Below are 21,031 nucleotides of genomic sequence, written 5' to 3' on the forward strand. Positions count from 1 at the left end.
AGCGCGCGTGTTGGAGGGGTCGATGCCGACGGCACACATCAGTAGGGGACGGGCAAGGTCAGGACTGACGGTTCGTAGCCGGGTGCCGTGATGACGAAGGTGGCAGAAGCGGGCGGTTGAGCGTCTTCCGGGAGGCTGCTCTCCAGATTCATCAGCAGCGGGTAGGTTTCGTCGTCCTCGTTTCCGGCGGTACCCGGTGGGACGTCCAAGTAGTAGATGAACGAGAGGGTGTCGTCGGTGAGGGGGCCGTAGTCCCACGTGCCGGCGAGGCCGCTGAACCCGGAGAACCAGAAATCGGGGCCTTCTTTCAGTGACACCGTCAGTGTTCCGGCGGGGATGGTCGCGTCGCCGAGGTTCGTGACCCAGAAGATGTAGGAGGAGATGCGGGTCCCCTGGGAGTACAACTCTGGGCCTGCAGAGCGCACCGATAACTGCTTGAGCGTCGCGGACGCTGATGCGGCGGGAGCACTGGTAGCCGCGACGATGACGGGTGTCGCCCAGGCAGCGGCGACCACTGATCGGCGGCTGACATTCTGTGTCATCAGGTCTCCTCGCTGACGCATCAGTGCACGGATCAGCTCGGGTGTGAGCGTCCCGGAGTATCTGAGTGCGCGGCTCACCTTAGAAACGATGCTTCGCGGTGTCTGTCCGCGGATCGACGTCACCCCGGGGACGACAGGGACGGTCGGCCGATCGGAGGACAGGTCAGTGTGCGCCTTGCCGTCCTGGTCCGTGGTGAGCAGAGTGGTCCCGGCGGGAAGGGGATCTTTGCCGTGGCGGTGGGAGACTGCGTGATCACAGTGGTGGTGGGAGATGACCATCCGGTCGTGCGCGCAGGACTGGTTCACCTGCTGACGTCCTCGGGCGGAATCGTTGTTGTCGCCGAGGCCGACGACGGGCCCGGGCTGGTCGAGATGATCGCGGTGCATCGTCCCGCCGTGGCGCTCTCCGACTTCCGGATGCCAGGTTTGGACGGAGCCGCCGTCGCAGAGACGGTACGACGCCGGGGGATCCCGACTCGCGTCCTCGTGCTCTCCGCCTACACCGAACCGGCCATCATGTTCCGCTGTATCGAGAGAGGCGCGGCAGGCTTTCTCTCCAAGGACGCCGATCGCGCGACGATCGTCGCAGCGATCCATACAGCAGCAGACGGCGTTGATGTCCTTCCTGATGAGTTCGTTCCCGCGCTGATGGAGCAAGTGCGGCACCGTCGCACCAGCGCCGCCACGATCGATCTAAGCCCCCGTGAGCAGCAGATCCTCACGGCGATCGCTGCGGGGAAATCGGCACCCTCGATCGCGCTGACCATGCATCTGGCTCCTTCGACGGTGAAGACGTACCTGCAGCGGCTTTACGAGAAGCTCGGCGTCAACGACCGCGGAGCAGCCGTCGCCGAAGCCATGCGGCGAGGGATCCTGCAATGACCGCCCGGATCCGACCTCTCTTCACCGCCGATATAGCGACCACCGCGTCCGTGCACCGGGTCACCTCGATACTTCGAGCGCTGTTGGTGGTGCCCTCGAGCGTGCTCGGCGTGGTCGTCCATGATCCTGATACCCCCGACGCCCGATACCCGGTGCTCGTCGCGGTCTTCGGAGCCTGGGCGCTTCTCAGCGTGTGGTGGTCGTACCGTCGCCCCATCCCTCGGTGGGCGGGGCCCGCGAGCGTGCTCACAGACTTGGGGCTGCTCGCCGTGATGGCGGTCAGCTCCGATGGGGTCACCTCGTACATCACCCCCGTCTTCTACCTGTATCCGATCTTCACCGTCTTCTACTACAGGCCCGCGCTGACAGCAGTAGTCGGCACCCTCATTGCAGGCAGCTACGCGGTCGTCTGGCACCAAAATCTGGCCGTCAACGGCGGACCCACCGTGACAGGCATCGTCTGGCTCCACTTCCTCCTCCTGATCTGGATGACCCTCACCACCACCGGGCTCGCCCTCGTCCTCGCCCGCCGAGCCCTCGCCGACGCCGAAACCAGGTCCCTCCAGGAAAGCCTCACCGCAAGGATGATCGCCGCCGAGCAACAGCACGCTGCGCGCCTCGCGGACGACCTCCACGACGGCCCCCTCCAGGACGTCATCGCCGCCCGCCGCCTACTCGAAAGCCTCCAGCCGAACGCCGCCGACCAGGCGCAGCTTGACGCCGCCGCTCGCCTCCTCAGCACGACCACCCAGCAGCTGCGCGGAGCAGTCGCGACCCTGCACCCCCAAGTCCTCGCCCAACTAGGCCTCGAAACGGCAATCCTCGAACTCACCCGACGCCCCGGACGCCCCCTCACAACAGTGACAATCACCGCACTTCCACGCCTCGAGGACGACCTCGCCTACGTGCTTTACGCAGCAGCCAGAGAACTACTCGCCAACGCCGACAAACACGCCAAAGCCACCCATATCATCCTCGACCTCGTCGGCACCACTCACGAAGTCACTCTCACCGTCAGCGACAACGGCTGCGGACTCACGACCACTAACAGCAAGACCCACATCGAAGCCGGCCACATCGGGCTCGCCTCACACGCACTCCGTATCCGCGACCTCGGCGGTCACCTTCTCCTCGAAAACCGACACCCCCAGGGAACCATCGCCACCATCACCCTCCCCCTCCCAGCACCCACGACTACCAAAGCAGCTGACCGGTCCTGAAAGTCAGCACCTCCGCCGCAGTGAACGACAGCCAGAACGCCAGTCAATAGGTGAGAAGAGGTCGCCGATCAGTTGCAATCCCGAGAGGTGTTGATCGCACGGCCGCGGAAGGCTCCGCCATTTCTCCTGAATTTGCTAGGCGCCGACGCCCGAGAGGCTGCCGGTGCTCTGGCCGTTCGGGTCGATGATGAGGCAGTTGATGACGCGGTCCCCGCCGTCCCAGCTCTGCTGCGTCGGGTAGTAGTAGCTGAAGTCGTACTGCGACTCTTCGTAGCTGACGCCGACGAAGCCCTCGAAGGCCGCCGCGCACTCGTTGTCGGCCTGCTGCACCGTCGCGTCCTCGCCGGGGTACTCGTCGGCGTCGGCCATCGTGATGTTCTGGAAGACCTCATAGGCGTGCGGGTCGGTGCACGGCACGGTCGGCACGTCGGTGACCTCGGTCGCCGTCTCGCTCAGCTCGTCGTTGAGGCAGTCGCCCACGCGCAGCTGGAAGACGTCGGTAATGCCGCCCTCGGTGATCTCGCCCGACTCCTCGTCGCGGGTCTCTCCGCCCATCAGGCTGTTGATCCCCGAGCAGCCGGTGAGGCCGAGGGCGAGGGCCGCTCCGGCGGCGAGGACGAGGGCGGTGCGGCGGCGGTTCATCGGGACTCCAGACGTCGTCGGCGAGTGCGGTGCCGCTCGAAGCAGCTCAGCTCATGGAACCTTATCGGCGCTTGCAGGCGTGCTGACAAGCATCTTTTCGACACTGCGGATGCGTATCGACTGGAAACGGATCGCGGAATTCGGGAGCGGGGATGATCTGTCGGGGCTATTAGTCTGCCGATGGCGACGTCGTCGGCGCAGCCTGAGGAGTGGGGGATCGGCGTCGTGGCATTTGAGAGTGGCGGGGTCGCCGTTGCCGCGTTCGAGCCGTTGGGGCTGGGGCTGCATGAGCGGGCGGACGAGTTCTCGTCTCTGCTGCTGTCTGCTGTCGCCGATCATGTTCCTGGCGAACATCGGGCGTGGTTGCAGCGGCGCTACCGGGAGATCGTGCCTCTCGTGCTGCCTGCTGCGTTGCGTGCGGTGGAATTGGGGGAGCCGCTCTCCGCCGAGTGTTTGGAGAAGCTTCGCGGCGTCGCGGCGCGTTCCGCCGCCGACCCGGAGGTGCGTCTGGGCGTCGCGTTGCGCGGCGCGGTTCCTGCGCTGCGGGTGTTCTCGCTGGTGTTGCAGACCTCGACGAGGATCGATGCGCGGTGTGCGGTACTCGCGATGGCGCGGGCGACGCATGTCGCTCACGAACTGGGGTCGTGCTGGATCGAGGCGTGGACGGGGCACCTCCCTCCATCAACGGCAGGGACGTCCCTTCACGTGGCGGCTCCTGACGCAGCGGACGTGGCCAGACCGCCCGGTCCGGTGGAGCTCGTCGTCCTGGACTCGGAGCTCGAGGAAGCCGAGGAGCGGATGTTGACCCTCACGGCTTACGGGCTCTCGAACGAGGGCATTGCGAAAGCCACGAGCTACAGCCGGCAGGCCGTGGGCTGGCACCTGTCACGGTTGATGAAGGCATGGAAGGCCCCGAACCGGACCGCGCTGGTGACCATGGCGTTCGTTAAGGGAGTTATCGTTCCCCGCGTCCCACGGACCCGAAGCCGTCGTGCGCTCGAGGCGCCACCGCTACCGCCGGAACCGTTGAACTGAGAATGGTGTGCTCGCCGATATTGCTCGGCGAGCACACTGTTCTCCGTGCCCGCTGGATCAGGCGGGGACGCGGAAGTCCTCGTCGCAGCCGACTTCGTCTTGGCCCTTCTCGGTGTAGCCGTTAGGGACGGTGCGGGTGACGTTGTCGATGTAGTGAGGTTCGGTGCCCACGAGGACGCTGCCGTCGTTGTTGGTCTCGTAGACGTTGATGTCCACGCGGATGCGGCCGGTCTGGTCAACGAATCCCGTTCCCAGGGTGACTGCGGCCTTTCGGCCAGGGTTCGCGGTGATCTCATCCCGGCGCTCGTTGGTGACAGTACGGGTCTGCGAGTACTCACCGCCTCCTTCGATCTTCAACACCTCCCACAGCTCCAGTCCCACGCCACCTCCGGCCTTCCACGTTTCGGAGAACGAGCGGACGTCACCGATCGTCGACTTGATGCTCGTGGTCGTGCCGGCGTTGCAGTTGCTGACCGGCTCGCCGTACCGCAGCCACTCGACGTGCTGCCCGCCCTCGCTCTGCACCTCGAACGTGCACTCGCCCTCCGCGCCCTTGGTCTGACTGGTCGGTGCGTTGTTACAGATCTTCTGCAGCTCATCGTCGGTGTAGAAGTCGTCCGCGGATGCTGCCGCTGCGGGCACGAGAGTCGCGCCGAGCGCGAGAGCTGCTGCCGCCGCGAGTGCTCCGAATCCTCGTCGCGCGGTCTTCGTCGTGTTCGTGCTGCGGGTGTAGGTACTCATCGTCCCTGTCCTCTCGCCGATGCTTCCGATTCAGGTGCTCCAACCCGTCACGTGCGGGCCGTGACAACACCCTGCCCCGCGCCTCCGCGTCACGTCCCATCCTGAGCGCCCTGTTAGTCGATCGACTCACACACCAGCCGCTGCGCCGCTCGCCGGCTCCGCAACGCGCTAGGGGAGGCAGTAAACGGCATCCCGGAGAAGGTGAATGAGCCGCGTCGGACTCTCGTAGAGGGAGGGCGGTGACATCGCCCGTCGCGCTAATCGATCCTTTTAATCGATGCGGCGAGAGGCAGGGAGGGTCGGCTGCGCCGTCCCGTGAGGTGCCTGCCCCTCACCCTCGCCGATTCTCCGACTTGATGGCGGAGCGCGCTTCGCGCGCCTCGTTTGCGGCGACCGGAGGCCGCTTCGCGGCTCTGCTTTGAGGTGCCGTTGGTTTACCGTCATGTCGGCGAGCCGGGCCGTCCCTGCCGAGCACCCGGCGGCCAGGGTCGAGGCGTCAGTGCGACACCCGTTGTGCGCCCGCACAGTTGCCGGTGCTACCCTCAAACCAACACGGCTAGCCGCTCTCTCTTCACCGAGAGGCGGCTAGTTTTCTTTTGTGCCGCACTCCAGTTCCTACTCGAAGCCTCACCTGACGGTCGGTGCTCAGGTCGACAAGCTGAAGGCTCGCGGGATGCTGGTCGCCGATCGCGCGGAGGCCGAGCGGCTCCTGCGTCGCGTCGGGTACTACCGGCTGTCGGGGTACTGGTATCCATACCGCGAGCGTGAGGTGCGAGCGGATGGAACGGAAGCCGTCGGGCCGAGACTGCGCGAGGGCATCACTCTCTCGCTCGTGACTCGCATCTACGAGTTCGATCGAGAGTTGCGTTCCCTGATGCTCGACGCGCTGGAGACCGCCGAAGTCGCGTTGCGCTTCGAGATCGGTCACACGCTCGGGCGCCGCAGCGTCTTCGCGCATCGCGACCCCGCCTGCCTTGACGCATCGTTCTCTCGCGCGCCCGAGGAGGTGGTGACGAGCGCTCACACGGAGTGGCTCGCGGAGTTCGACAAGCAGGAAGGGCGGTCTCAGGAGGCGTTCGCCCTGCACTTCCGCGAAAAGTACGGCGAGCACTTTCCTGTGTGGGTCGCGACCGAGGTGATGACCTTCGGCACGCTGACGCGGTTGTACTCCGGAGCGAAGCAGGCGGATCGGGAACTGATCGCGTTGAAGTTCGACGTGGTCACGACGTCGGGCCGTGGCGACGCAGCGTTGTTCAGCAATTGGCTCAATCAGCTCCGGCACATGCGCAACCTGTGCGCGCATCACTCGCGTCTGTGGAACCGCGTACTGAACGTGGAGCTCAGTGAAACGCGCGGCATTGCCGAACTCGCCGATCTCAACAGCATCAGTCGCAGCCGCGTGTACGGCACCATCACGGTGCTGGCCTTCTTGCTCGCACGCATCTCCCCAGGCGCCGACTGGCAGACGCGAGTGCGGAAGCTGATCGAGGAACGCACCACCGAGCTCGCGCTAGAGCTCGCCTCGATGGGATTCCCTCCGGCGTGGGAAGCGACCACACTCTGGCAGCCCAATTACAGGCGCGACCCGTCCGTCGCGGACCGAATGGCTCTCATCGCCGATGTCGATCTTGCAACCGGACGGGCGATGCGCGACCGACTTCTCAGCCGTGCGGAAAAGGAACGCCGTAGCTGGCTCAACTATCTCCGCCAGCAGCACGCGCTGATCAGGATCCCGGTCGGCGATGACCCTGGCCTCTACCCGTCCTTCCAGATCTCCGAGACGATGGGAGACATCCACCCGGCTGTCGGCGACATCAACGAAACGCTGCACGGGTTACTGAGCGCTCGCACCGACGACGCGGACCAGGTCAGCTGGCTGACGCTGAGGTGGTGGACGACGGCGGACGAGGCGACAGGGACGACGCCGATCCAGCTGCTCGAGCAGGGCGGGCTCTCGCTGAATGAGGTTCGACCCGAGCTAAAGCGGTTCGCGATCCAAAGCACCGCCTGACGAGACCAATCCAGACGCCGCATTCGCTTGCAGGTGCACCCGGTGATCGAGGCGTCCGCTTCGAAGGAGCGGGGGAGAGGTACGACCAGACGAGCTACGCCTCACCGGGGATCGACATCGCGTGAGCGCAACATCCGGGAGCCGGGGGCTCTGAGACTAACCCCTCATCCGTGCTATTCAAACCGTTTCAACATCGTCGATCCCGCAGCTCTGTGGTTGAGGATTTGTGGATCGTTTCTGGTGCCTCACCGGCATATTTTGCACGAGTCCTTTTCGGCGGGTCGAGGGCGTACGGTGGCGGGTGCCGGTCGCGTCGCGAAGGTGCACGAACTCTCCTGCACGAGCCGGATATCGCCGCTCGTCCGAGAGGGCCTCCCTATCGAGCCGAGCCGCCATGCCCCCGATGAGCGCCAGGCTGGCGAGGTGCTCGTCACGGAGCGCGGGATCGAGGACGACGGCCTTCCACTCGCCGTTCTCGATCCAGAGGAAGTCGCCGGTGAAGAAGAATCGATGAGTGCCGCTGTCCCAGAGGTAGGAGCACGTTCCGGGTGTGTGGCCCGGTGTCGGGATCGCCTCGAGGTCGTGGTCGATGCGTTCGCGGCGGTCGAAGGTTCCTGCGATGTCGAGCGAGTCGCCGACCTCGCGTCGATCCGCTCCGTGCATCCAGATCGGGATGTCGAGGTCGGGGGGTCCGTACATCGCCTCGTGGGCGTGGTTCACGAGCAACCGCGAGGGAGGCCCGAGTCGCTGGATCGCGGTCGCCGCTTCGCTCACTCCGGGGGAGTTGTAGACGATGACGGTGTCGTCGGGGCGCTGCAGCACGAAGAAGCGGAGCTGGACGTCGTGCTGATAGGGGAGCCGCGAGGAGGGTGTCGCGAGGAGTTCCTCGAAGGGCGTCTGAACGAGATCATGCGTGCTCAGCGCCATGGTCGTGACCTTTCACGATGCGGATCGCGGTCGATGTCGCGAGAGATGGTGGTCACTCGACCGCGGTCGAGGACGACCACCAGGCGAACAGCGGAGCCGGAGAACGCGGGCGCGAGGGCGAGACGGATCAGGGGTTCACGTCGCGGGCAGTTCCGCGTAGGCGTGCTTGACGCCGTTGTACCAGTCGAGGGATTTCCTCGGGTGCCGCCAGCGGTTCTTCATCTCGGTACGTGCTTGGCTGTGGGTCGCGTCGCCGGCCGTGGCCGCCTTTTTCAGATGCCGGTCTTGAGCTTTGATGACGTCGTCGGCTGTCGCACCTCGGAGCTCGAGCGTGCAGGGGCCGCCGAGATCGCGGCAGGTCATGGTCTTCACGGTGTCCTCGTTCCCGTCGTCGCGATCGCGGCGGCAGCTGTCTCGGTGGCGTTCCGGCGGGCCGGGAGGCGGGGGTCGGGCTCGCGGGTGACGACCATGTCCTGGTTCGCGATCGGGTGCAGGAGCGAGCGCAGCCAGAGCCGGTTCATCCCGCTGGTCTCGCGCTGATCGAAGTGGTACTCGAGCGGCGAGCTCGGGTGGATCGTGATCGCGTTTGGGTGGTGCTCGGCGCGGCCGCGCTGGGCCCACGTCAGCCGGAACGGCGCTCCGATCAGCATCCGGCGCTCGAGGGCGATCCGGAGGTGGTGGAGGGTGCGGTCGTCGAAGTCGATGCGCCATCGCCAAGCGCCGTAGATGAGCTGTCCCATGACGGGCCCTCGATCGTGTCGGCAGTATCGGTTCGTGAACGTCTGCAGCGGGGCGAAAGTCCGCGGGGCGGGATGCGATGGAGAGTTGCGTCCTGGCCATGAGTGCCGTCGTCGAGTGCTCTCCACAGTACGCCCCAAGTGTGGGGCAGTATCCGTGTGCAGCGGTTCCGTCCCCGTGGACCGACTGTGGGTTGGGCGTGAGCCGCGGGCCTGTGTCCGATATCGGGCGTTCCGGTTCCGGCCGCGTGCGGAGGCCTACAGTCCGAGCATGGCTGCATCGATCAGCACGACCCCCGCACCAGGCGGGGGGAAAGCCCGCAGCGGCACCACGGTGCCGTTCCCGGTCTCCGCAACCTCCCTGCGGACCAGTCAGCTCACGCTCCTCGACGAGGAGCATGCCCGCGAGATGCGGTTCTAGCGGTCCTACGACACCGCCCCCTCCTCGGCCACCGCCTGGGCCGACGCGGCCGCGACCGCCTGGCGCAGTGCGGCCGCGCGAGCGCAGGCCGAGCGTGACATCGACCGGTGGAACGACGAGGGCGGGTCCGCGGCAGTCGCTCCACCGACGTCGGACGCACGACCGACGCGCTGAGGTTGGTGATGTCGACTCGCGGTCGCGCCTCCCGGCGGGCGGGTTTCGATGACCGATCCCTCGCGGTCGCTCATCGTCTTCGCGAGTGGGATGTGCTCGGCGTGTACGCCGACGAGGTGCGACCGTCCGACGATGAGGAGTACGACGATCTGGTCGACCCGCTGCGCGCCGCGCTCGAGTCGGGATCGTCACCGGAGGAGCTCAACGCCCGTCTGGTCAATGTCCTGCGCCAGCGGTACGGCCTCAGCATCCGGGACGACTCCGCCGAGATCACCTTCACTCGCGACCTGCACACCTGGTGGGCGACGACGACGCCGTAGCGTCGCACCTTCGCGTCGCCCTCTCTCGGCTTAAGAGCCGGCGCGCGTCAGCGGTCCCGAGCTTTTCAGTGGGTCTTCGGTTCTGCTGTTCTGTCGTCTCCGACGAAGATGCAGAACGGATGGCCGGCCGGGTCGGCGAGCACATAGAGCGCCTCCTCCGGATCGGCGCTCTGATCATCGATGACCGTCGCGCCGAGGGTGACCGCCCGCGCTCGCTGCTGCTCGAGCTCGACCGCATCCGCGACGGTGAAGTCGAGGTGCAGCTGCTGGCGCACCGGCCCGTCCGGCCAGGTCACTCGAGGCAGCTCACCCACCCGCTGCACCGTGATACTCACCCCGTCAAGGGTTCGGATCGCGACCCACTCCGCGTTGTCGTCGGAGCCGTCGGCGGCGGGCTCGTCACCGGGTCGGTACTCACCGCCCAGCAGGGCGAGGTAGAACGCGGCGAGCTCGCGCGCGTTCTCGGCGTCGAGCACGATCTGTCGCAGATGCAAAACCATGCCCGCAGCGTAGGCCGAACGCTCCTGTCGAGTTAGCTCAGCGTCAGGCCCGGCCCGCTACTCCTCAACAGGCACAGCGGTCTGTAGACGGGAATGGACCGACCCCGTCGGCGAATCGTCTACCTGTTTCGCTCCGCGCCCAGACGAGGCGCCCGATCTATCCGGCGTTGTCGTCGAGGAGGTTTGCCACGGTGCGGACGTCGACGCGTTCCTTGCGGATCGTCTCGGTCGCCGACCGCATCTCGAGAATGCGGTCGATCACGACGTGAACGCGTTCGACGGGGAGGACTCTGGTCGTGAGCACCGGCTGCTCGGCGTGCAGGACGAGTGTGATCGGCTCAGAATCCGCGCCGCGGGGCCCAAGCCCTGCGCCGTCGGGCGGCTGCTCGAGCGATTCGCGCTCGATCACGAGCTCCTCGCGGCGGAGAGTGACGGTGATCGTCCGCTCCTCGGTGACGACGACCTTGCGGACGCGCAGGCGCTCCATCGGGGTCCAGACGGTCGTGACGTCGAGGCGTTCCTCAGACCGGATGACGGTGATCGGCTCCTCCGGCGCGGGCGAGGAATCGCGGTCGTTCATCGGTCGGGGTGTCCGGCGGTTTCGCGGAGTTCGCGGCCGTCGGCGATGTCCTCCGCGTGCTTCTTCGCCTTCTTCTTGCTCTGGCGGGTGTCGCGCGGTGGGAGCTGGATGTGCTCTTCAGCCTTGATGCCGGCCTGGAGCTGGCGGCCGCGTTCGAGCTCGGCGTCGAACTCGGCACCGAAGAGCAGGGCAAGGTTGGTGATCCAGAGCCAGAGGAGGAAGACGATGACGCCGCCGAGGGCGCCGTAGGTCTTGTTGTAGTTGCTGAAGTTGGCGACGTAGAACGCGAAGCCGACGGAGGCGAGGGCCCAGACGACGAGGGCGAGGATCGAGCCGAGGCTGGTCCAGCGGAACTTCGGCTGCCGCACGTTGGGTGACCAGTGGTAGAGCACGGCGACGATCATGATCATGATCGCGATCAGCACCGGCCACTTCACGATGCTCCAGATCGTCAGCGCGACGTCGCCGAGGCCGATCGCGTCGCCGATGGTCTGCGCGATCGGTCCGCTGAGCACGAGGATCAGGCCGGCGATCACGAGGAGGACGACGGTCACGAGGGTGACGCCGAGCATGGTGGGGCGCAGCTTCCAGATCGGGCGGCCCTCGTCGATCTCGTAGACCCGGTTCATGCCGCGGCCGAACGCGCCGACGTAGCCGGACGCGGACCACAGGGCGCCGAGGACACCGGTGACGAACGCGAGACCGGCGGCGGGGGTGGAGGTGAGCTCCTGCAGGGGTCCGCGGATCGTGTCGAGCACGTCGGCCGAGACGAAGCCGCCGGCGATCTCGAGCACGGTGTCCGTGGTCGTCTCGGCCTGGCCGAACAGGCCGAGGATCGACACGATCGCGAGCAGGCCCGGGAACAGGGCGAGGACGGCGTAGTAGGTGAGTCCCGCGGCGATGTCCGTGCACTGGTCGGCGCCGAATTCGCGGAGCGTCTTCTTCAGGACGTAGCCCCAGGAGCGCTTGGTGACGTCGGTGGGGTCGTCGGGCTTGCGGGTGTCGTTAGGGTCCGGTGCGGTGCGGTCGCGCTCGGTGCTGGTCTGGGCCACGGTCATCCTCGATCTGCTGGTGCGGGAAGCGCTGGGGGTGAAACGGGGGCGCCGGCAGCAGGAGGCGCTGAGCTTCCTGCTGCCGGCAGGTGGGTCAGAGGCTGTCGCGGTCGCGGCGCGGGGTCGCGCCGTCGTCCTCGACCTCGATCTCCTCGTGGCGGACGTCCTCGGTGACCTGCTGCTGCTCGGTGACCGTCTCGGTGCCCAGCGACACGCGCTCGACGGGGACGGTCTCCTTGGCGGCGACGACGCGGTCCTCGCCGAGGATCACCTCGTGCTCCTCCTCGCTGAGCTCGGGCCCGGAGGTCGCGTCGCCGATGTTCGCGTCGGTGATCGGCTCGCGGACCACGCGCACCTCGTCGTGGGTGACCGGCACCGTGACGCTCTGCTGCTCGGTGACGATGTGCTTGCGCAGGCGGGCGCGGCCCGCTTCGACGCGCTCGGTGCCTACGTGCAGCTGCTCCTCCGAGCGGGTCATCGCGTCGTCCGTGGTGGGACCGGAGGTGTCGTGGCCCACCGAGGTGTCGGCGCCGGTGGTGGTGTCGTCGCCGGTGGTGACGTCGCTGAAGCCGGCGGCGCTGTCGACGTTGTCGGTCTCCGACGCCGCGGCCGCGCCGTTGAGGTTGTAGTAGCGGTACAGCTCGGCCTCCTCGTCGGCGTTCAAGGAGCCGTCCGCGTCGATGCGGGGGGCGTCCTTGACGAAGGACTTGTCGTAGGCGACGGTCAGGCGGTCGGTGTCGAACGAGGCGCCCTCGAGCGGGACGAACGACTCGGAGGTGCCGAAGAGGCCGGTGCGGACGGTCGCCCAGACGGGGGTACCGGAGTCGTCGGCGACGTAGACCTGCTCGAGCGAGCCGATCTTGTCGCCGTCCGCGCCGTAGACGGTGGATCCGGCGAGGCTGTCGATGGCAGTGCTGTCAATCATGGGGAGTCCTTCTCTTCGGGATCGGGATGGTAGGGCTGAGAGCGTCGGCGGCCGGATCGAGATGAGGCTTCGAGACGGCCGACCAGCGAGCCCGCGTGGTCGACGCTATGACCGCAGTTTGCAAAAGAAACGTTGGTTGACAACGCCTTCGCGCACGCGCGATTGACCTCGTCACGGTCGGTAGATCGACCACTCCGCCTCGGGGAGCTCCCGGACCTCATCAACCACGCGCACCTGCCAGCCGGACGCCGTCCGCTGTTCGAGGCGCCCGTGCACGACCTCATGGATCCATCCGTCGCGGGTGTTGAGGGAGCGAACGAAACGCACATGTTGACCTTCAACCAATGACACCGGAGCACTTCGCGACATATCTCGATTATCCGATCAGTGTCGGATTGGCTCCGGCTAGTTGACGCGCTGACGGCGCCTCCATTAAGGGAGATTGCTCCGTCGAGCCGAAACGGTGCCGAGTTGACGGTTCGTGCGGCGCGTTAGGTAGTCCCGTATGGGGATCGCTAAGTGGGTCACTTTCGATGGAGGGGAACCTTCGTGGCGGTCCCGGACACTTCAGGTATGAGCATCCCCGCAAGCGACGCCGATGAGTGGCGCGCGGCCCGATCTGGAGATGGCGAGGCCTTTGCGCGCGTCTTCGACCGGCACCAGTCCCGCGTCTTCCGCCACAGCCTCGCGCTGGTGCCGAGTATCGATGACGCGCAGGACGTGGTGGGGATCACGTTCCTCGAGGCGTGGCGGAAGCGCGCGAGCGTGCGCTTCGTGAGTGGGTCGCTGCTGCCGTGGCTGCTGGTGACCGCGACGCACTCCTCACGGAACGTCTCCCGGTCGGCCCGCCGCTACCGCGCCCTCCTCGAGCGGGTTCCCCGTTCGGAATCACTCGCCGGCCCGGAGGAGCTGCTCGACGAGGGCCCCGCCGTCGCTGCGCTCCGAGACCTTGCACCGCACCATCGCGACGTGATCACCCTGTGCGTGATCGAGGGTTTGAGCGAGGCCGAGGCGGGGGAGGCGCTCGGCGTGCCCTCGGGGACGGTCAAGTCGCGCCTGCACCGCGCCAAAAAGGCTCTCGCTTCCCGCCTCCTGGCACCCTCCCTCCTGACCGGCACGACAGAAACGAGTGGACGACGATGACATCTCCCCGACACGACCAGACCACAGCTCTTCGCCGCCTCCTCGTCGAGACGGTCGAGCAGAGCACCGCACCGCGGCCGGCCCGAGCGCGAGGAGCGCTCCTCACCGGACTCGTCGCCGTCCCCCTCGCCGCAGCCCTCGTGATCGGTGTCGTCGTTCTCGGGCCGGGCGCCGACAGCGCGGAAGCGGCCGAGGTGCTGCGGACCGCAGCTGACACGACCATCACCATCGAGGACCCGGCCGTCGGCCCCGGCCAGTACCTCAAGATCACGACAGAGGCGGCCTACCTCGCCTACGAGGTCGACGCCGACGGTGACTACACCGCCTACCTCTCACCGAGTACTACCGAGGTGTTCATTCCCGCCGACGACGACACCGACTGGGTGCAGCGGGTCACCGCCAAGCCGGCCACGGCGTTCTACGGCGAGGTGTCGCGCGCGGCCGCCGAGCGCGATTGGGCCTTGACCGTGCAGAGCGGAGTCGTGCAGATCACGAAGGATCCCGAGGGAGACTTTGTGCACGCCGCTGAGCTCGGAGGCGAGGTCGCCGAGGAGTCGCTGCCGACCGATCCCGGGGAGGCGCTGGCCGCGCTGCGCCGCCTCCCGTGGGGCGATGGGACCGACGCGGGTGCGATGTCGGGCGCGGCGGAGCTACTCCGGTCAGGCACGCTGACCGGTGCCGAGCGCTCTACCCTCTACCGCGCTCTGGCGATGATCCCGGGGATCCGTATCGCGGACGGGAGCGCCGTCCTCGACGGACGGACCGGCATTGCCTTCAGCCTTGATACCGACATGGACGTCCCCGAGATCGTCATCGACCCCGCGACAGGACTCTTCATCGGGGAGCGGACTCTCACCTCTTCCGATCAGGGCGCGATCCCGGCGGGGTCCGAGCAGCAGTACACCGCCGTCACGACCCTCGTCGTCGACAGCGCACCCTGAGCCGCACGGCATCTGGGATCCGCAAGGTGCTGATCTTCGCCCGTCGGCAGGCGTCCCGTATGGGAATGGTTGGCCGGGCGCTTCCCTCGCGCGCATGTGCTTCCTGTCGTGCGCTCGTGAGGTGCGGGTGGCTCTAGCGCTTGAGCACCTCGCGCCGGATCATCCGCAGTGCGCCGACCGTGAGGCCGGGGGTGGTGACGGCGGCGACGCTCTGGTGGTACCGGGTGTCGGTGAGCTGGTCGAGGAGCATGCGGGCGAGGTCCTCGCGGGCGCAGAGGCGGCCCTGGATCTCGTCTCGGGCCACCTGGTAGCCGCGGCCGGGTTCGTCGGTCAGGCCGGGTGGTCGCACGATCGTCCAGTCCAGGTCGTTCGGGGACACGATCGCCTCCATGCGGACCATGTCGTCGTAGATGGTGCGGCCGAGGGTGCGTCGCATCAGCGTGAACGCTGCCTTCTGAGCGAGCCCCTGCTGCTGATGCGACGGGTGCACTCCGGCTGAGGTGACGACGATCAGCCGCCCTTGCCTGTGCCCGGTCATCGCGGCGACGACCAGAGCTGCGCTCGCGGAGTAGACCTCGACCGGCTTGCGGGTGAAGGAGGCGCCGATGACGCTGATGACGGCATCGGCTCCGGCGACGGCGTGCTGGACGACGGTCGCGTCCGTGGCGTCGCCGGTGATCACGTCGAGGCGGGCGTGCCGGATCGGGAACGCCTCCGGGTGCCGGGTGAGCGCGGAGACGCGGTGCCCTCGTGCGAGCGCCTGCTCGACGACCTGCCGGCCCGTCGGGCCGTTCGCTCCGAGGACCAGCAGGCGCTCGTGCGCCGGCGGCGCAGCGGACGGTGAGGGCGCCGCGTTCTCGGTCACAGCTGCACGGTGTCGTTGTCGATCGGGTCGCGGTCCGGGTTGCGGGTCACGGCCGCCCGTACGGTCTGCGCGATGTACGCGATGGTGCTGGAAGGGCCCTCCCAGTACTCGGCGGTGTCCGCTGAGACTTTGATGAGCGCGAGCCCGGTGGTCTCCAGGCCGTCGGGGAACCACGCCTGAAGCGGCTTCGCCCACAGCTGCTCGGCCTTCTGCCGGTCGTGGACGATCTCGGCGCGACCCGCGAGCGAGGTCCAGGAGTGGGCGCCGGTGTCGGAGAAGGACACGTTCACCTCCGGGTGGGCGGCGATCTGCTCTGTCTTGGCGGAGTCGTCGTAGGCGAAGAACCACAGGTCGCCGTCGAACTCGGCCTCCTGCAACGCCATGGGACGGCTGACGTGGCGGCCGTCCTCGGTCATGGTGGTGAGCATGGCGACCTTCGCGTGCTTCACCAGGTCGGCGATGTGGTGCTGGTCGGCGGATGCGGTGTCGGTCATGATGGTCTCCTCGTCGAGTAACAGAAGTCTGTATCTCAACGGTACAGCGGTGGGACCCCGGATGGAAGGATGAGCGCATGGGACCCCGAGTGGCATCCGAGGGCGGCAACGACCTCGACGACGTCCTGACCTGGAACGTGGTGCGCGTGGCCCGGTTCGTCGGCAACCGCCTCGCCGACAGGCTGTCCGGACTCCGCCTCAATCCCATCCAGTTCGGCGTGCTCGCCTTCCTGGAGAAGGAGGACGAGATGACGTCGGCCGAGATCGCGCGCGCCGTGCTGCTCCGGCCGCAGAGCGTCGCTCCGCTCCTCGACGGCCTCGAGGAGCGCGGCCTGATCAGCCGGAGCGCAACCCGCGCCCGGGGTCACCGCAATCCCGTCAGGATGACCCCGGAGGGTCGGCTCGTCCTCCAGGAGGCGTGGACGATCGCCCTGGCCGCCAACGACCTCAGCGACGCCGCGCTCACCGACACCGAGAGCGCCGAACTGAACCGGCTGCTGCTCAAGATCGCCCGAGCGTCCTAACGATCACTACGCGACAGGCGTCACTGCAGATAGAGAGCAGACCATCTGTCCCGAATCCTTATCGGACGGCGCGGTCGAAGAAGTCGATGAGGTCGTCAGTGAGGGCGGCTGCGTCGCGGCCGCCGGCGGCGCTCTGCAGCGCGCCTTCGCGGACCAGGGCGACCAAGCCGTGCGCGAACGCCCAGCTCACGAGCGCCATCGGCGGCGGTGTCCCCTCCGGCGCCGGCTCCGCTGCGTCGACGGATTCGGTCGCCGAGGCGAGGAGGGTGATGCTCGCCGCCTGAGCGTCGCGCAGCGCTGAGTCCTCCGGATGGAGTTCGCTCGGGCTGAACATGAGCTCGAACAGCGCCGGGTTCTCCAGCCCGAACCGCACGTAGACGCGCCCCAGTCGGCCGAGCAGCGGACCACCGGCCTCCTTGGCTGCGCGGAGCCGAGCGGCCAGCTCCGCGAACCCCTCCACGGCGACGGCGGTCAGCAGTCCTGCCCGATTGCCGAAGAAGTACTTCGGCGCAGCGTGGGACACCTCCGCCCGCCGCGCGATACCGCGCAGGCTCACCCCGGCCAGGCCCTGCTCGACCAATTCGGCCCGGGCGGCAAAGACGAGGCGGGCGCGGGTACCGGGGGAGGGTGCTGTAGCGGTCACGAGTCGAGTCTGCCACAGCGCTTGACACCGTCAAGTCTTGAGGCCATGCTGAGGTCACTTGACACCGTCAACCACTCCGGAAGGACTCTTCATGACCGCCCTCACCTCCACTCGTTCGCAGGCCTCCCGCGGCAGCATCCGCTCGCTCGCCTCCGCCGCCTCCCGCGACTCGATCGCCTCCGCAGCCAGCGCGGCCAGCGCTGCCTCCGCCGCGTCCTTCGGCTCGGCTTTCAGCGCGGCCTCGTTTCTCAGCGCCGGCTCCTTCGCCTCCGCGCTCTCGATCGGGTCACTGTTCTCCGTCGGCTCCATCGGGTCCGTGCTCTCGATCGGGTCCATCGGTCAGATCGGCGCCGTCTTCGGCATCCCGGTCCTGCCGGCCCTGCTCGTCCTGCTCGCAGGCCTCGCCGCGTAGCCCACTGCCCCCTCCCGACTCGCCGTCACCCTCGACAGAACAGGACATCTCGTCATGTACCACGCGCTCGTGAAGCGGCTCGCCGCCCGGAACTTCGACCTCATCAACACCCACGGCCACGCCGAGCTGCTGGCGTCCTGCTCCGACGACATCAGCCACCGCTTCGGCGGCGATCACGCCCTCGGTGGGCAGCGGCACTCGAAGGCCGCCCTCGCCCTGTGGCTCGACCGCCTCGGCCGGCTCGTCCCCGGACTGCGCCTCACCGTGACGGACATGTGGGTGAAGGGCTGGCCGTGGAGCACGGTCGTGTTCATCCGCTGGACCGGCGCCGCGACCTTCCCCGACGGCACCCCCTATCGCCAGCACGGCGTCCACATCGTCACCCTGCGCTGGGGCAAAGTCACCGCGATCGACGCCAATGAGGACTCCCAGGCCGTCGTCGAGCTCCTGACCGCCCTCGCCGCCACCGGTATCGCCGAAGCCGCGGCGGACCCGATCACGAGCTGATGGGCCAGTGAGGCGGAGTCCCGGAGGGGGACGGGTCAGCGGTACTGGTCAGCCGAGCTTGGCGCGCATGACCGGTCGGCTGGGATAGGTGCGTCCGATCTCGTGGAAGCCGGCGGCCGTGAAGATGGACACGGTTCCGGTGAAGAGCGCGGAGGGCGAGGGCCGTGTGGTGGACATGGTGACGTCGACGGGGTGCCCGTCAAGTACTGATGCGCCGTTGGCGCGAGCGTGGTCGATGGCTGCGCGGAGCAGAGCGGTACCCACACCGCGGCCGCGGGCCTCTCTGCGGAGGTTGACGCAGGTGACCCACCAGGCAGCAGGGTCCTCCTGGAGAATGCGGGTCAGCGCTGTATTGCTGGTGATGCCAGGGAGCGTGTGGCGGGGAACGACCCGGGTCCAGCCGACGGGCCGATCATCCACATACGCGAGCACACCGATCGGAACGGATGAATTGCGCAGTTCTGAGCGAAGCGCGTCCTCGTTCGTCGCGCAGTCATGATGACGGAACCGCTGGCACCAGCAAGAGTCGGGCTTCTCGGCGCGAGTTCCGAACGCAGTTCGCACATCGGCCCACTCTGGCTCCGTCGCAAGCTCGGTTCGCAGCGTCATGCAGGCATCCTTCTCCTCAATTCGAGCGTCCGGTAGAGGGGCCCGTTCACCGCACCAGTTCCCCGAGCGGGATGCGCCGCGTGGGCGCGAGTGGCAGTGTCCCGTAAGACCCGCCCGATGAAATGCCCGGTGACGGGGCGGCTATCGGGACACTGGAGTGGTGGATCAGAAGGCGTTGCTGCGTACCCGAGCCGAGGCGCTCGACGACCTCGAGCAGCAGCTGCGCTCAGAGGTCGACGTCGCGGGGGAGCGGATCGTGCGGACGGAGAACGGCTTCCGGCTGCAGGAGACGGAGACCTTCACGATCGAGGTGTGGAAGATGCTGTTCAACTGGCGCCTCGTGGTGATGCCGCCGCGCCAGCAGGTCGAGACGACGCACGGGTACTGCTACTTCGGTACCGGCCTGGAGAGCTTGGCTCGCGCGGTCGCCGCCGGCCTGCAGTGGGCGGATCCAATGAACTCCGCGCCGGAGGGGTTCGACAAGCAGGCGTTCTGACGCCGCTCTAGATCTCGGTCTCGTCGAGCTCGCCGGGTTGGGGGAGTGCCAGCGCTCGGTAGAGGGTCGTGCGGTTGACGCCGAGCTTGCGTGCCACTGCTGCCTTCGGGATGCCGGCGGCGATGTCCGCTCGAGCTGCAGCAACTTGGTCGACGTCGAGCCGGCGCTGCCGGCCCGTGTACTTCCCCGCGGCTTTCGCGATGCGGATGCCCTCGGCTTGCCGCTCGCGGATCAGGGAGCGCTCGAACTCGGCGAATGCGCCGAGCAGGTGCAGCATCAGCTGTCCGAGTGCGTCGTCGCCGCCGGGTCCGTAGGTCTGTTGTTCCTTGATGAACTCGACGGAGGCGCCCTTCGCGACGATCTCGTCGACGACGTCGCGAAGATCTCGCAGCGAGCGCGCGAGGCGGTCCATCGACGCGACTCGGGCGAGGTCGCCGTCCCGGACGTAGCGGATGCAGTCCGCGAGAGCGGGCCGGTCGGTGCGGGTAGCGCCGGACACCTTCTCTTCGAGAAACCGGTCAACGATTCCGGAGGAACGGCTGCCGGCCGGATTCAGTCGGGGCGTCGGTCGGGCTGAAAAACTTAGATTGCTTCGAGGGCCCAAATAGCATTCTTTGCGGTTGAGCAAGGGTAGCTGTCGATCTCCGGCGCGGCAGAGGGCCGGCATTCAGCGCATCGGCGTCGGATGATGGTGTCTGTGTCCGTATCGAGGACGTTTTCCGGCCGGTGGCCGTGGAGGATGATCGCGAGGCTGGCGACGAATCGGTCCCCGCTGACGAGTGCACGCCGGAGGGCTTGGGCGCGGCGGCCGAGGTAGTTGTCTGGTCCATTGCTTGGATGCTCTGCAGGTGTTGCTGCCGGTAGAGCGGTGAGGTTCGGTTCTGGCCAGGAGCTGGTCGTGGTACTCGCGTCGTAAGGGGTGTCGAGTTCGTCGAAGCCCATCGACCAGTCGGGGAAGCGTCGTTGCTCGTGGATGCTTGTCCACACGGTGACGACGTGTTCGTGGCGAGGGTCTGCGCTGATGCGTTCGTAGAGCGCTCGGACGGTCGTCTCGTCGCCTTCGAGTAGCTGCATGACGTTGCGGCCGCGGAACACGAGCATCCCCGAGACGGCGTAATCCGTGTTGTGAGCGCGACTGGTCTCGAGAAGCTCCCGAACCTCCGCGTCGGTGAGAGCGTCCAGGAGAGTGCTGACATAAACGACGGTAAAGACCATCCCGTTTTCCATTGAGAGCGGACGGTCGTCGGGAGTATCGAGCAGTCCGGCAGCGGGAGAGTTTGCTGCGAGTGCGGTGCGGGCGGCGGAGGCGGTGCTCGGAGCGGTCTCCACGGAAGGAAGAGTGTCGGCGTCGGGGAACTCGAGCCAGAGGAGGTCATCGCCGCCGCGGATGTCCTCACCGACGACAGGGGTCGCATGCAACCAGTCGCGGCGCCGATGCATGTCAGCGACAACCGCGTCCTCCTCAGGAGCCTCTTCTGAGCCGGTGGTGTCGGTCATGAACAGTTGACTGGATGGTGTCAGGAGCAAGCTGACGGTCGTACTGTCGCCGTTCTCGGTAAGCACGGGGAAGACGACGCTGTCGGTGCGGCCCCAGACAGCGAGATCCTTCGCGTATGAGAGAAGAGCGTCAGCGACCGTGTCTCCGACTTGGAAGGAGGCGCTCGCGTAGTGGATCTGCTTCATCTGAT

27 protein-coding genes are annotated in these 21,031 nt (G+C 67.2%); 11 read left to right on the top strand and 16 right to left on the bottom strand.

The genetic code is table 11. The features are described 5' to 3' along the window. Nucleotides 1-38 precede the first annotated feature (38 nt). Entirely contained in the window at nucleotides 39-542 is a 504-nt protein-coding gene (locus EDF43_RS19460; RefSeq protein WP_132438078.1) for a hypothetical protein, read from the bottom strand. Nucleotides 543-791: 249 nt separating this feature from the next. Here EDF43_RS19460 and EDF43_RS19465 point away from each other — a divergent pair, with 249 nt between their 5' ends. Together EDF43_RS19465 and EDF43_RS19470 are read left to right on the top strand one after the other, a co-directional pair. Next, on the top strand, nucleotides 792-1,424 hold the full coding sequence (locus EDF43_RS19465; protein ID WP_243646368.1) for a response regulator transcription factor: 633 nt from the start codon (nucleotides 792-794) through the stop codon (nucleotides 1,422-1,424). Next, nucleotides 1,421-2,644, top strand: coding sequence for an ATP-binding protein (locus EDF43_RS19470; protein ID WP_132438077.1), 1,224 nt, complete (start codon nucleotides 1,421-1,423; stop codon nucleotides 2,642-2,644). The genes EDF43_RS19465 and EDF43_RS19470 overlap by 4 nt, the downstream gene beginning before the upstream one ends. A gap of 135 nt (nucleotides 2,645-2,779) precedes the next feature. On the opposite strand, the gene EDF43_RS19475 is transcribed toward EDF43_RS19470, so the two are convergent. Next, on the bottom strand, nucleotides 2,780-3,286 hold the full coding sequence (locus EDF43_RS19475; RefSeq protein ID WP_243646367.1) for a septum formation family protein: 507 nt from the start codon (nucleotides 3,284-3,286) through the stop codon (nucleotides 2,780-2,782). A 180-nt stretch (nucleotides 3,287-3,466) separates the two neighbouring features. Between EDF43_RS19475 and EDF43_RS19480 the strand changes: the two genes are divergently transcribed. Next, the gene (locus EDF43_RS19480; RefSeq protein ID WP_132438076.1) at nucleotides 3,467-4,321 is read left to right on the top strand and encodes a LuxR C-terminal-related transcriptional regulator; all 855 of its coding nucleotides are present in this window, start codon (nucleotides 3,467-3,469) and stop codon (nucleotides 4,319-4,321) included. Nucleotides 4,322-4,378: 57 nt separating this feature from the next. Here the strand turns inward: EDF43_RS19480 and EDF43_RS19485 are convergent, their stop codons facing one another. Next, nucleotides 4,379-5,062, bottom strand: coding sequence for a hypothetical protein (locus EDF43_RS19485; RefSeq protein WP_132438075.1), 684 nt, complete (start codon nucleotides 5,060-5,062; stop codon nucleotides 4,379-4,381). Between the two features lie 673 nt (nucleotides 5,063-5,735). On the opposite strand from EDF43_RS19485, the gene EDF43_RS19490 reads away from it, so the two are divergent. Beyond that, nucleotides 5,736-7,073 (top strand): Abi family protein, encoded by a 1,338-nt coding sequence (locus EDF43_RS19490; RefSeq protein ID WP_132438074.1) that lies wholly within the window; start codon nucleotides 5,736-5,738, stop codon nucleotides 7,071-7,073. A gap of 177 nt (nucleotides 7,074-7,250) precedes the next feature. Here EDF43_RS19490 and EDF43_RS19495 read toward each other — a convergent pair whose 3' ends face one another. From EDF43_RS19495 to EDF43_RS19505, 3 genes are all read right to left on the bottom strand, one after another. After that, on the bottom strand, nucleotides 7,251-8,000 hold the full coding sequence (locus EDF43_RS19495) for an MBL fold metallo-hydrolase (protein ID WP_132438073.1): 750 nt from the start codon (nucleotides 7,998-8,000) through the stop codon (nucleotides 7,251-7,253). 135 nt (nucleotides 8,001-8,135) lie between these two features. After that, on the bottom strand, nucleotides 8,136-8,363 hold the full coding sequence (locus EDF43_RS19500) for a hypothetical protein (RefSeq protein ID WP_243646374.1): 228 nt from the start codon (nucleotides 8,361-8,363) through the stop codon (nucleotides 8,136-8,138). Between the two features lie 5 nt (nucleotides 8,364-8,368). After that, on the bottom strand, nucleotides 8,369-8,740 hold the full coding sequence (locus tag EDF43_RS19505) for a hypothetical protein (RefSeq protein ID WP_132438071.1): 372 nt from the start codon (nucleotides 8,738-8,740) through the stop codon (nucleotides 8,369-8,371). A 693-nt stretch (nucleotides 8,741-9,433) separates the two neighbouring features. Between EDF43_RS19505 and EDF43_RS19510 the strand changes: the two genes are divergently transcribed. Next, nucleotides 9,434-9,652 carry a hypothetical protein gene (locus EDF43_RS19510; protein ID WP_165909189.1) on the top strand — a complete coding sequence of 73 codons (219 nt, stop codon included), beginning with the start codon at nucleotides 9,434-9,436 and terminating at the stop codon, nucleotides 9,650-9,652. A gap of 65 nt (nucleotides 9,653-9,717) precedes the next feature. On the opposite strand, the gene EDF43_RS19515 is transcribed toward EDF43_RS19510, so the two are convergent. From EDF43_RS19515 to EDF43_RS19530, 4 genes are all read right to left on the bottom strand, one after another. Continuing rightward, the gene (locus EDF43_RS19515; protein WP_132438069.1) at nucleotides 9,718-10,152 is read right to left on the bottom strand and encodes a VOC family protein; all 435 of its coding nucleotides are present in this window, start codon (nucleotides 10,150-10,152) and stop codon (nucleotides 9,718-9,720) included. 157 nt (nucleotides 10,153-10,309) lie between these two features. Further along, the gene (locus EDF43_RS19520; protein ID WP_132438068.1) at nucleotides 10,310-10,732 is read right to left on the bottom strand and encodes a YsnF/AvaK domain-containing protein; all 423 of its coding nucleotides are present in this window, start codon (nucleotides 10,730-10,732) and stop codon (nucleotides 10,310-10,312) included. Beyond that, nucleotides 10,729-11,790, bottom strand: coding sequence for a YihY/virulence factor BrkB family protein (locus EDF43_RS19525; protein ID WP_132438067.1), 1,062 nt, complete (start codon nucleotides 11,788-11,790; stop codon nucleotides 10,729-10,731). The genes EDF43_RS19520 and EDF43_RS19525 overlap by 4 nt, the downstream gene beginning before the upstream one ends. An 88-nt stretch (nucleotides 11,791-11,878) precedes the next feature. Beyond that, the gene (locus EDF43_RS19530) at nucleotides 11,879-12,709 is read right to left on the bottom strand and encodes a PRC and DUF2382 domain-containing protein (protein ID WP_132438066.1); all 831 of its coding nucleotides are present in this window, start codon (nucleotides 12,707-12,709) and stop codon (nucleotides 11,879-11,881) included. A 549-nt stretch (nucleotides 12,710-13,258) separates the two neighbouring features. Here EDF43_RS19530 and EDF43_RS19535 point away from each other — a divergent pair. After that, the gene (locus EDF43_RS19535) at nucleotides 13,259-13,852 is read left to right on the top strand and encodes an RNA polymerase sigma factor (protein WP_243699275.1); all 594 of its coding nucleotides are present in this window, start codon (nucleotides 13,259-13,261) and stop codon (nucleotides 13,850-13,852) included. Continuing rightward, the gene (locus EDF43_RS19540) at nucleotides 13,849-14,793 is read left to right on the top strand and encodes a CU044_5270 family protein (protein WP_132438064.1); all 945 of its coding nucleotides are present in this window, start codon (nucleotides 13,849-13,851) and stop codon (nucleotides 14,791-14,793) included. Before EDF43_RS19535 ends, EDF43_RS19540 begins: the two co-directional genes overlap by 4 nt. A 133-nt stretch (nucleotides 14,794-14,926) precedes the next feature. Here EDF43_RS19540 and EDF43_RS19545 read toward each other — a convergent pair whose 3' ends face one another. Next, nucleotides 14,927-15,658: an NAD(P)H-binding protein gene (locus EDF43_RS19545; RefSeq protein WP_165909188.1), complete on the bottom strand. Its 732-nt coding sequence runs from the start codon at nucleotides 15,656-15,658 to the stop codon at nucleotides 14,927-14,929. Then, nucleotides 15,655-16,152, bottom strand: a complete 498-nt coding sequence (locus tag EDF43_RS19550; RefSeq protein WP_132438062.1) for a pyridoxamine 5'-phosphate oxidase family protein — start codon at nucleotides 16,150-16,152, stop codon at nucleotides 15,655-15,657. The genes EDF43_RS19545 and EDF43_RS19550 overlap by 4 nt, the downstream gene beginning before the upstream one ends. Nucleotides 16,153-16,229: 77 nt before the next feature. Between EDF43_RS19550 and EDF43_RS19555 the strand changes: the two genes are divergently transcribed. Then, on the top strand, nucleotides 16,230-16,676 hold the full coding sequence (locus EDF43_RS19555) for a MarR family winged helix-turn-helix transcriptional regulator (protein WP_132438061.1): 447 nt from the start codon (nucleotides 16,230-16,232) through the stop codon (nucleotides 16,674-16,676). 58 nt (nucleotides 16,677-16,734) lie between these two features. On the opposite strand, the gene EDF43_RS19560 is transcribed toward EDF43_RS19555, so the two are convergent. Next, complete coding sequence (locus EDF43_RS19560) at nucleotides 16,735-17,319, bottom strand: TetR/AcrR family transcriptional regulator (RefSeq protein ID WP_132438060.1); 585 nt, start codon at nucleotides 17,317-17,319, stop codon at nucleotides 16,735-16,737. Between the two features lie 91 nt (nucleotides 17,320-17,410). Between EDF43_RS19560 and EDF43_RS19565 the strand changes: the two genes are divergently transcribed. Both EDF43_RS19565 and EDF43_RS19570 read left to right on the top strand, forming a co-directional pair. After that, entirely contained in the window at nucleotides 17,411-17,731 is a 321-nt protein-coding gene (locus tag EDF43_RS19565; RefSeq protein WP_132438059.1) for a hypothetical protein, read from the top strand. Between the two features lie 54 nt (nucleotides 17,732-17,785). Beyond that, nucleotides 17,786-18,238, top strand: coding sequence for a nuclear transport factor 2 family protein (locus tag EDF43_RS19570; protein ID WP_132438058.1), 453 nt, complete (start codon nucleotides 17,786-17,788; stop codon nucleotides 18,236-18,238). A 48-nt stretch (nucleotides 18,239-18,286) separates the two neighbouring features. Here the strand turns inward: EDF43_RS19570 and EDF43_RS19575 are convergent, their stop codons facing one another. Beyond that, the gene (locus EDF43_RS19575; protein WP_132438057.1) at nucleotides 18,287-18,847 is read right to left on the bottom strand and encodes a GNAT family N-acetyltransferase; all 561 of its coding nucleotides are present in this window, start codon (nucleotides 18,845-18,847) and stop codon (nucleotides 18,287-18,289) included. Between the two features lie 175 nt (nucleotides 18,848-19,022). On the opposite strand from EDF43_RS19575, the gene EDF43_RS19580 reads away from it, so the two are divergent. Next, nucleotides 19,023-19,343 carry a hypothetical protein gene (locus tag EDF43_RS19580; RefSeq protein WP_132438056.1) on the top strand — a complete coding sequence of 107 codons (321 nt, stop codon included), beginning with the start codon at nucleotides 19,023-19,025 and terminating at the stop codon, nucleotides 19,341-19,343. Nucleotides 19,344-19,350: 7 nt separating this feature from the next. On the opposite strand, the gene EDF43_RS19585 is transcribed toward EDF43_RS19580, so the two are convergent. Both EDF43_RS19585 and EDF43_RS19590 read right to left on the bottom strand, forming a co-directional pair. Then, nucleotides 19,351-19,899, bottom strand: coding sequence for a recombinase family protein (locus tag EDF43_RS19585; protein ID WP_279432554.1), 549 nt, complete (start codon nucleotides 19,897-19,899; stop codon nucleotides 19,351-19,353). Between the two features lie 26 nt (nucleotides 19,900-19,925). Beyond that, on the bottom strand, nucleotides 19,926-21,026 hold the full coding sequence (locus EDF43_RS19590; protein ID WP_132438054.1) for a BLUF domain-containing protein: 1,101 nt from the start codon (nucleotides 21,024-21,026) through the stop codon (nucleotides 19,926-19,928). Nucleotides 21,027-21,031: the final 5 nt, after the last annotated feature.

Source organism: Rathayibacter sp. PhB179 (genome assembly GCF_004345345.1).
GTDB lineage: Bacteria > Actinomycetota > Actinomycetes > Actinomycetales > Microbacteriaceae > Rathayibacter > Rathayibacter festucae.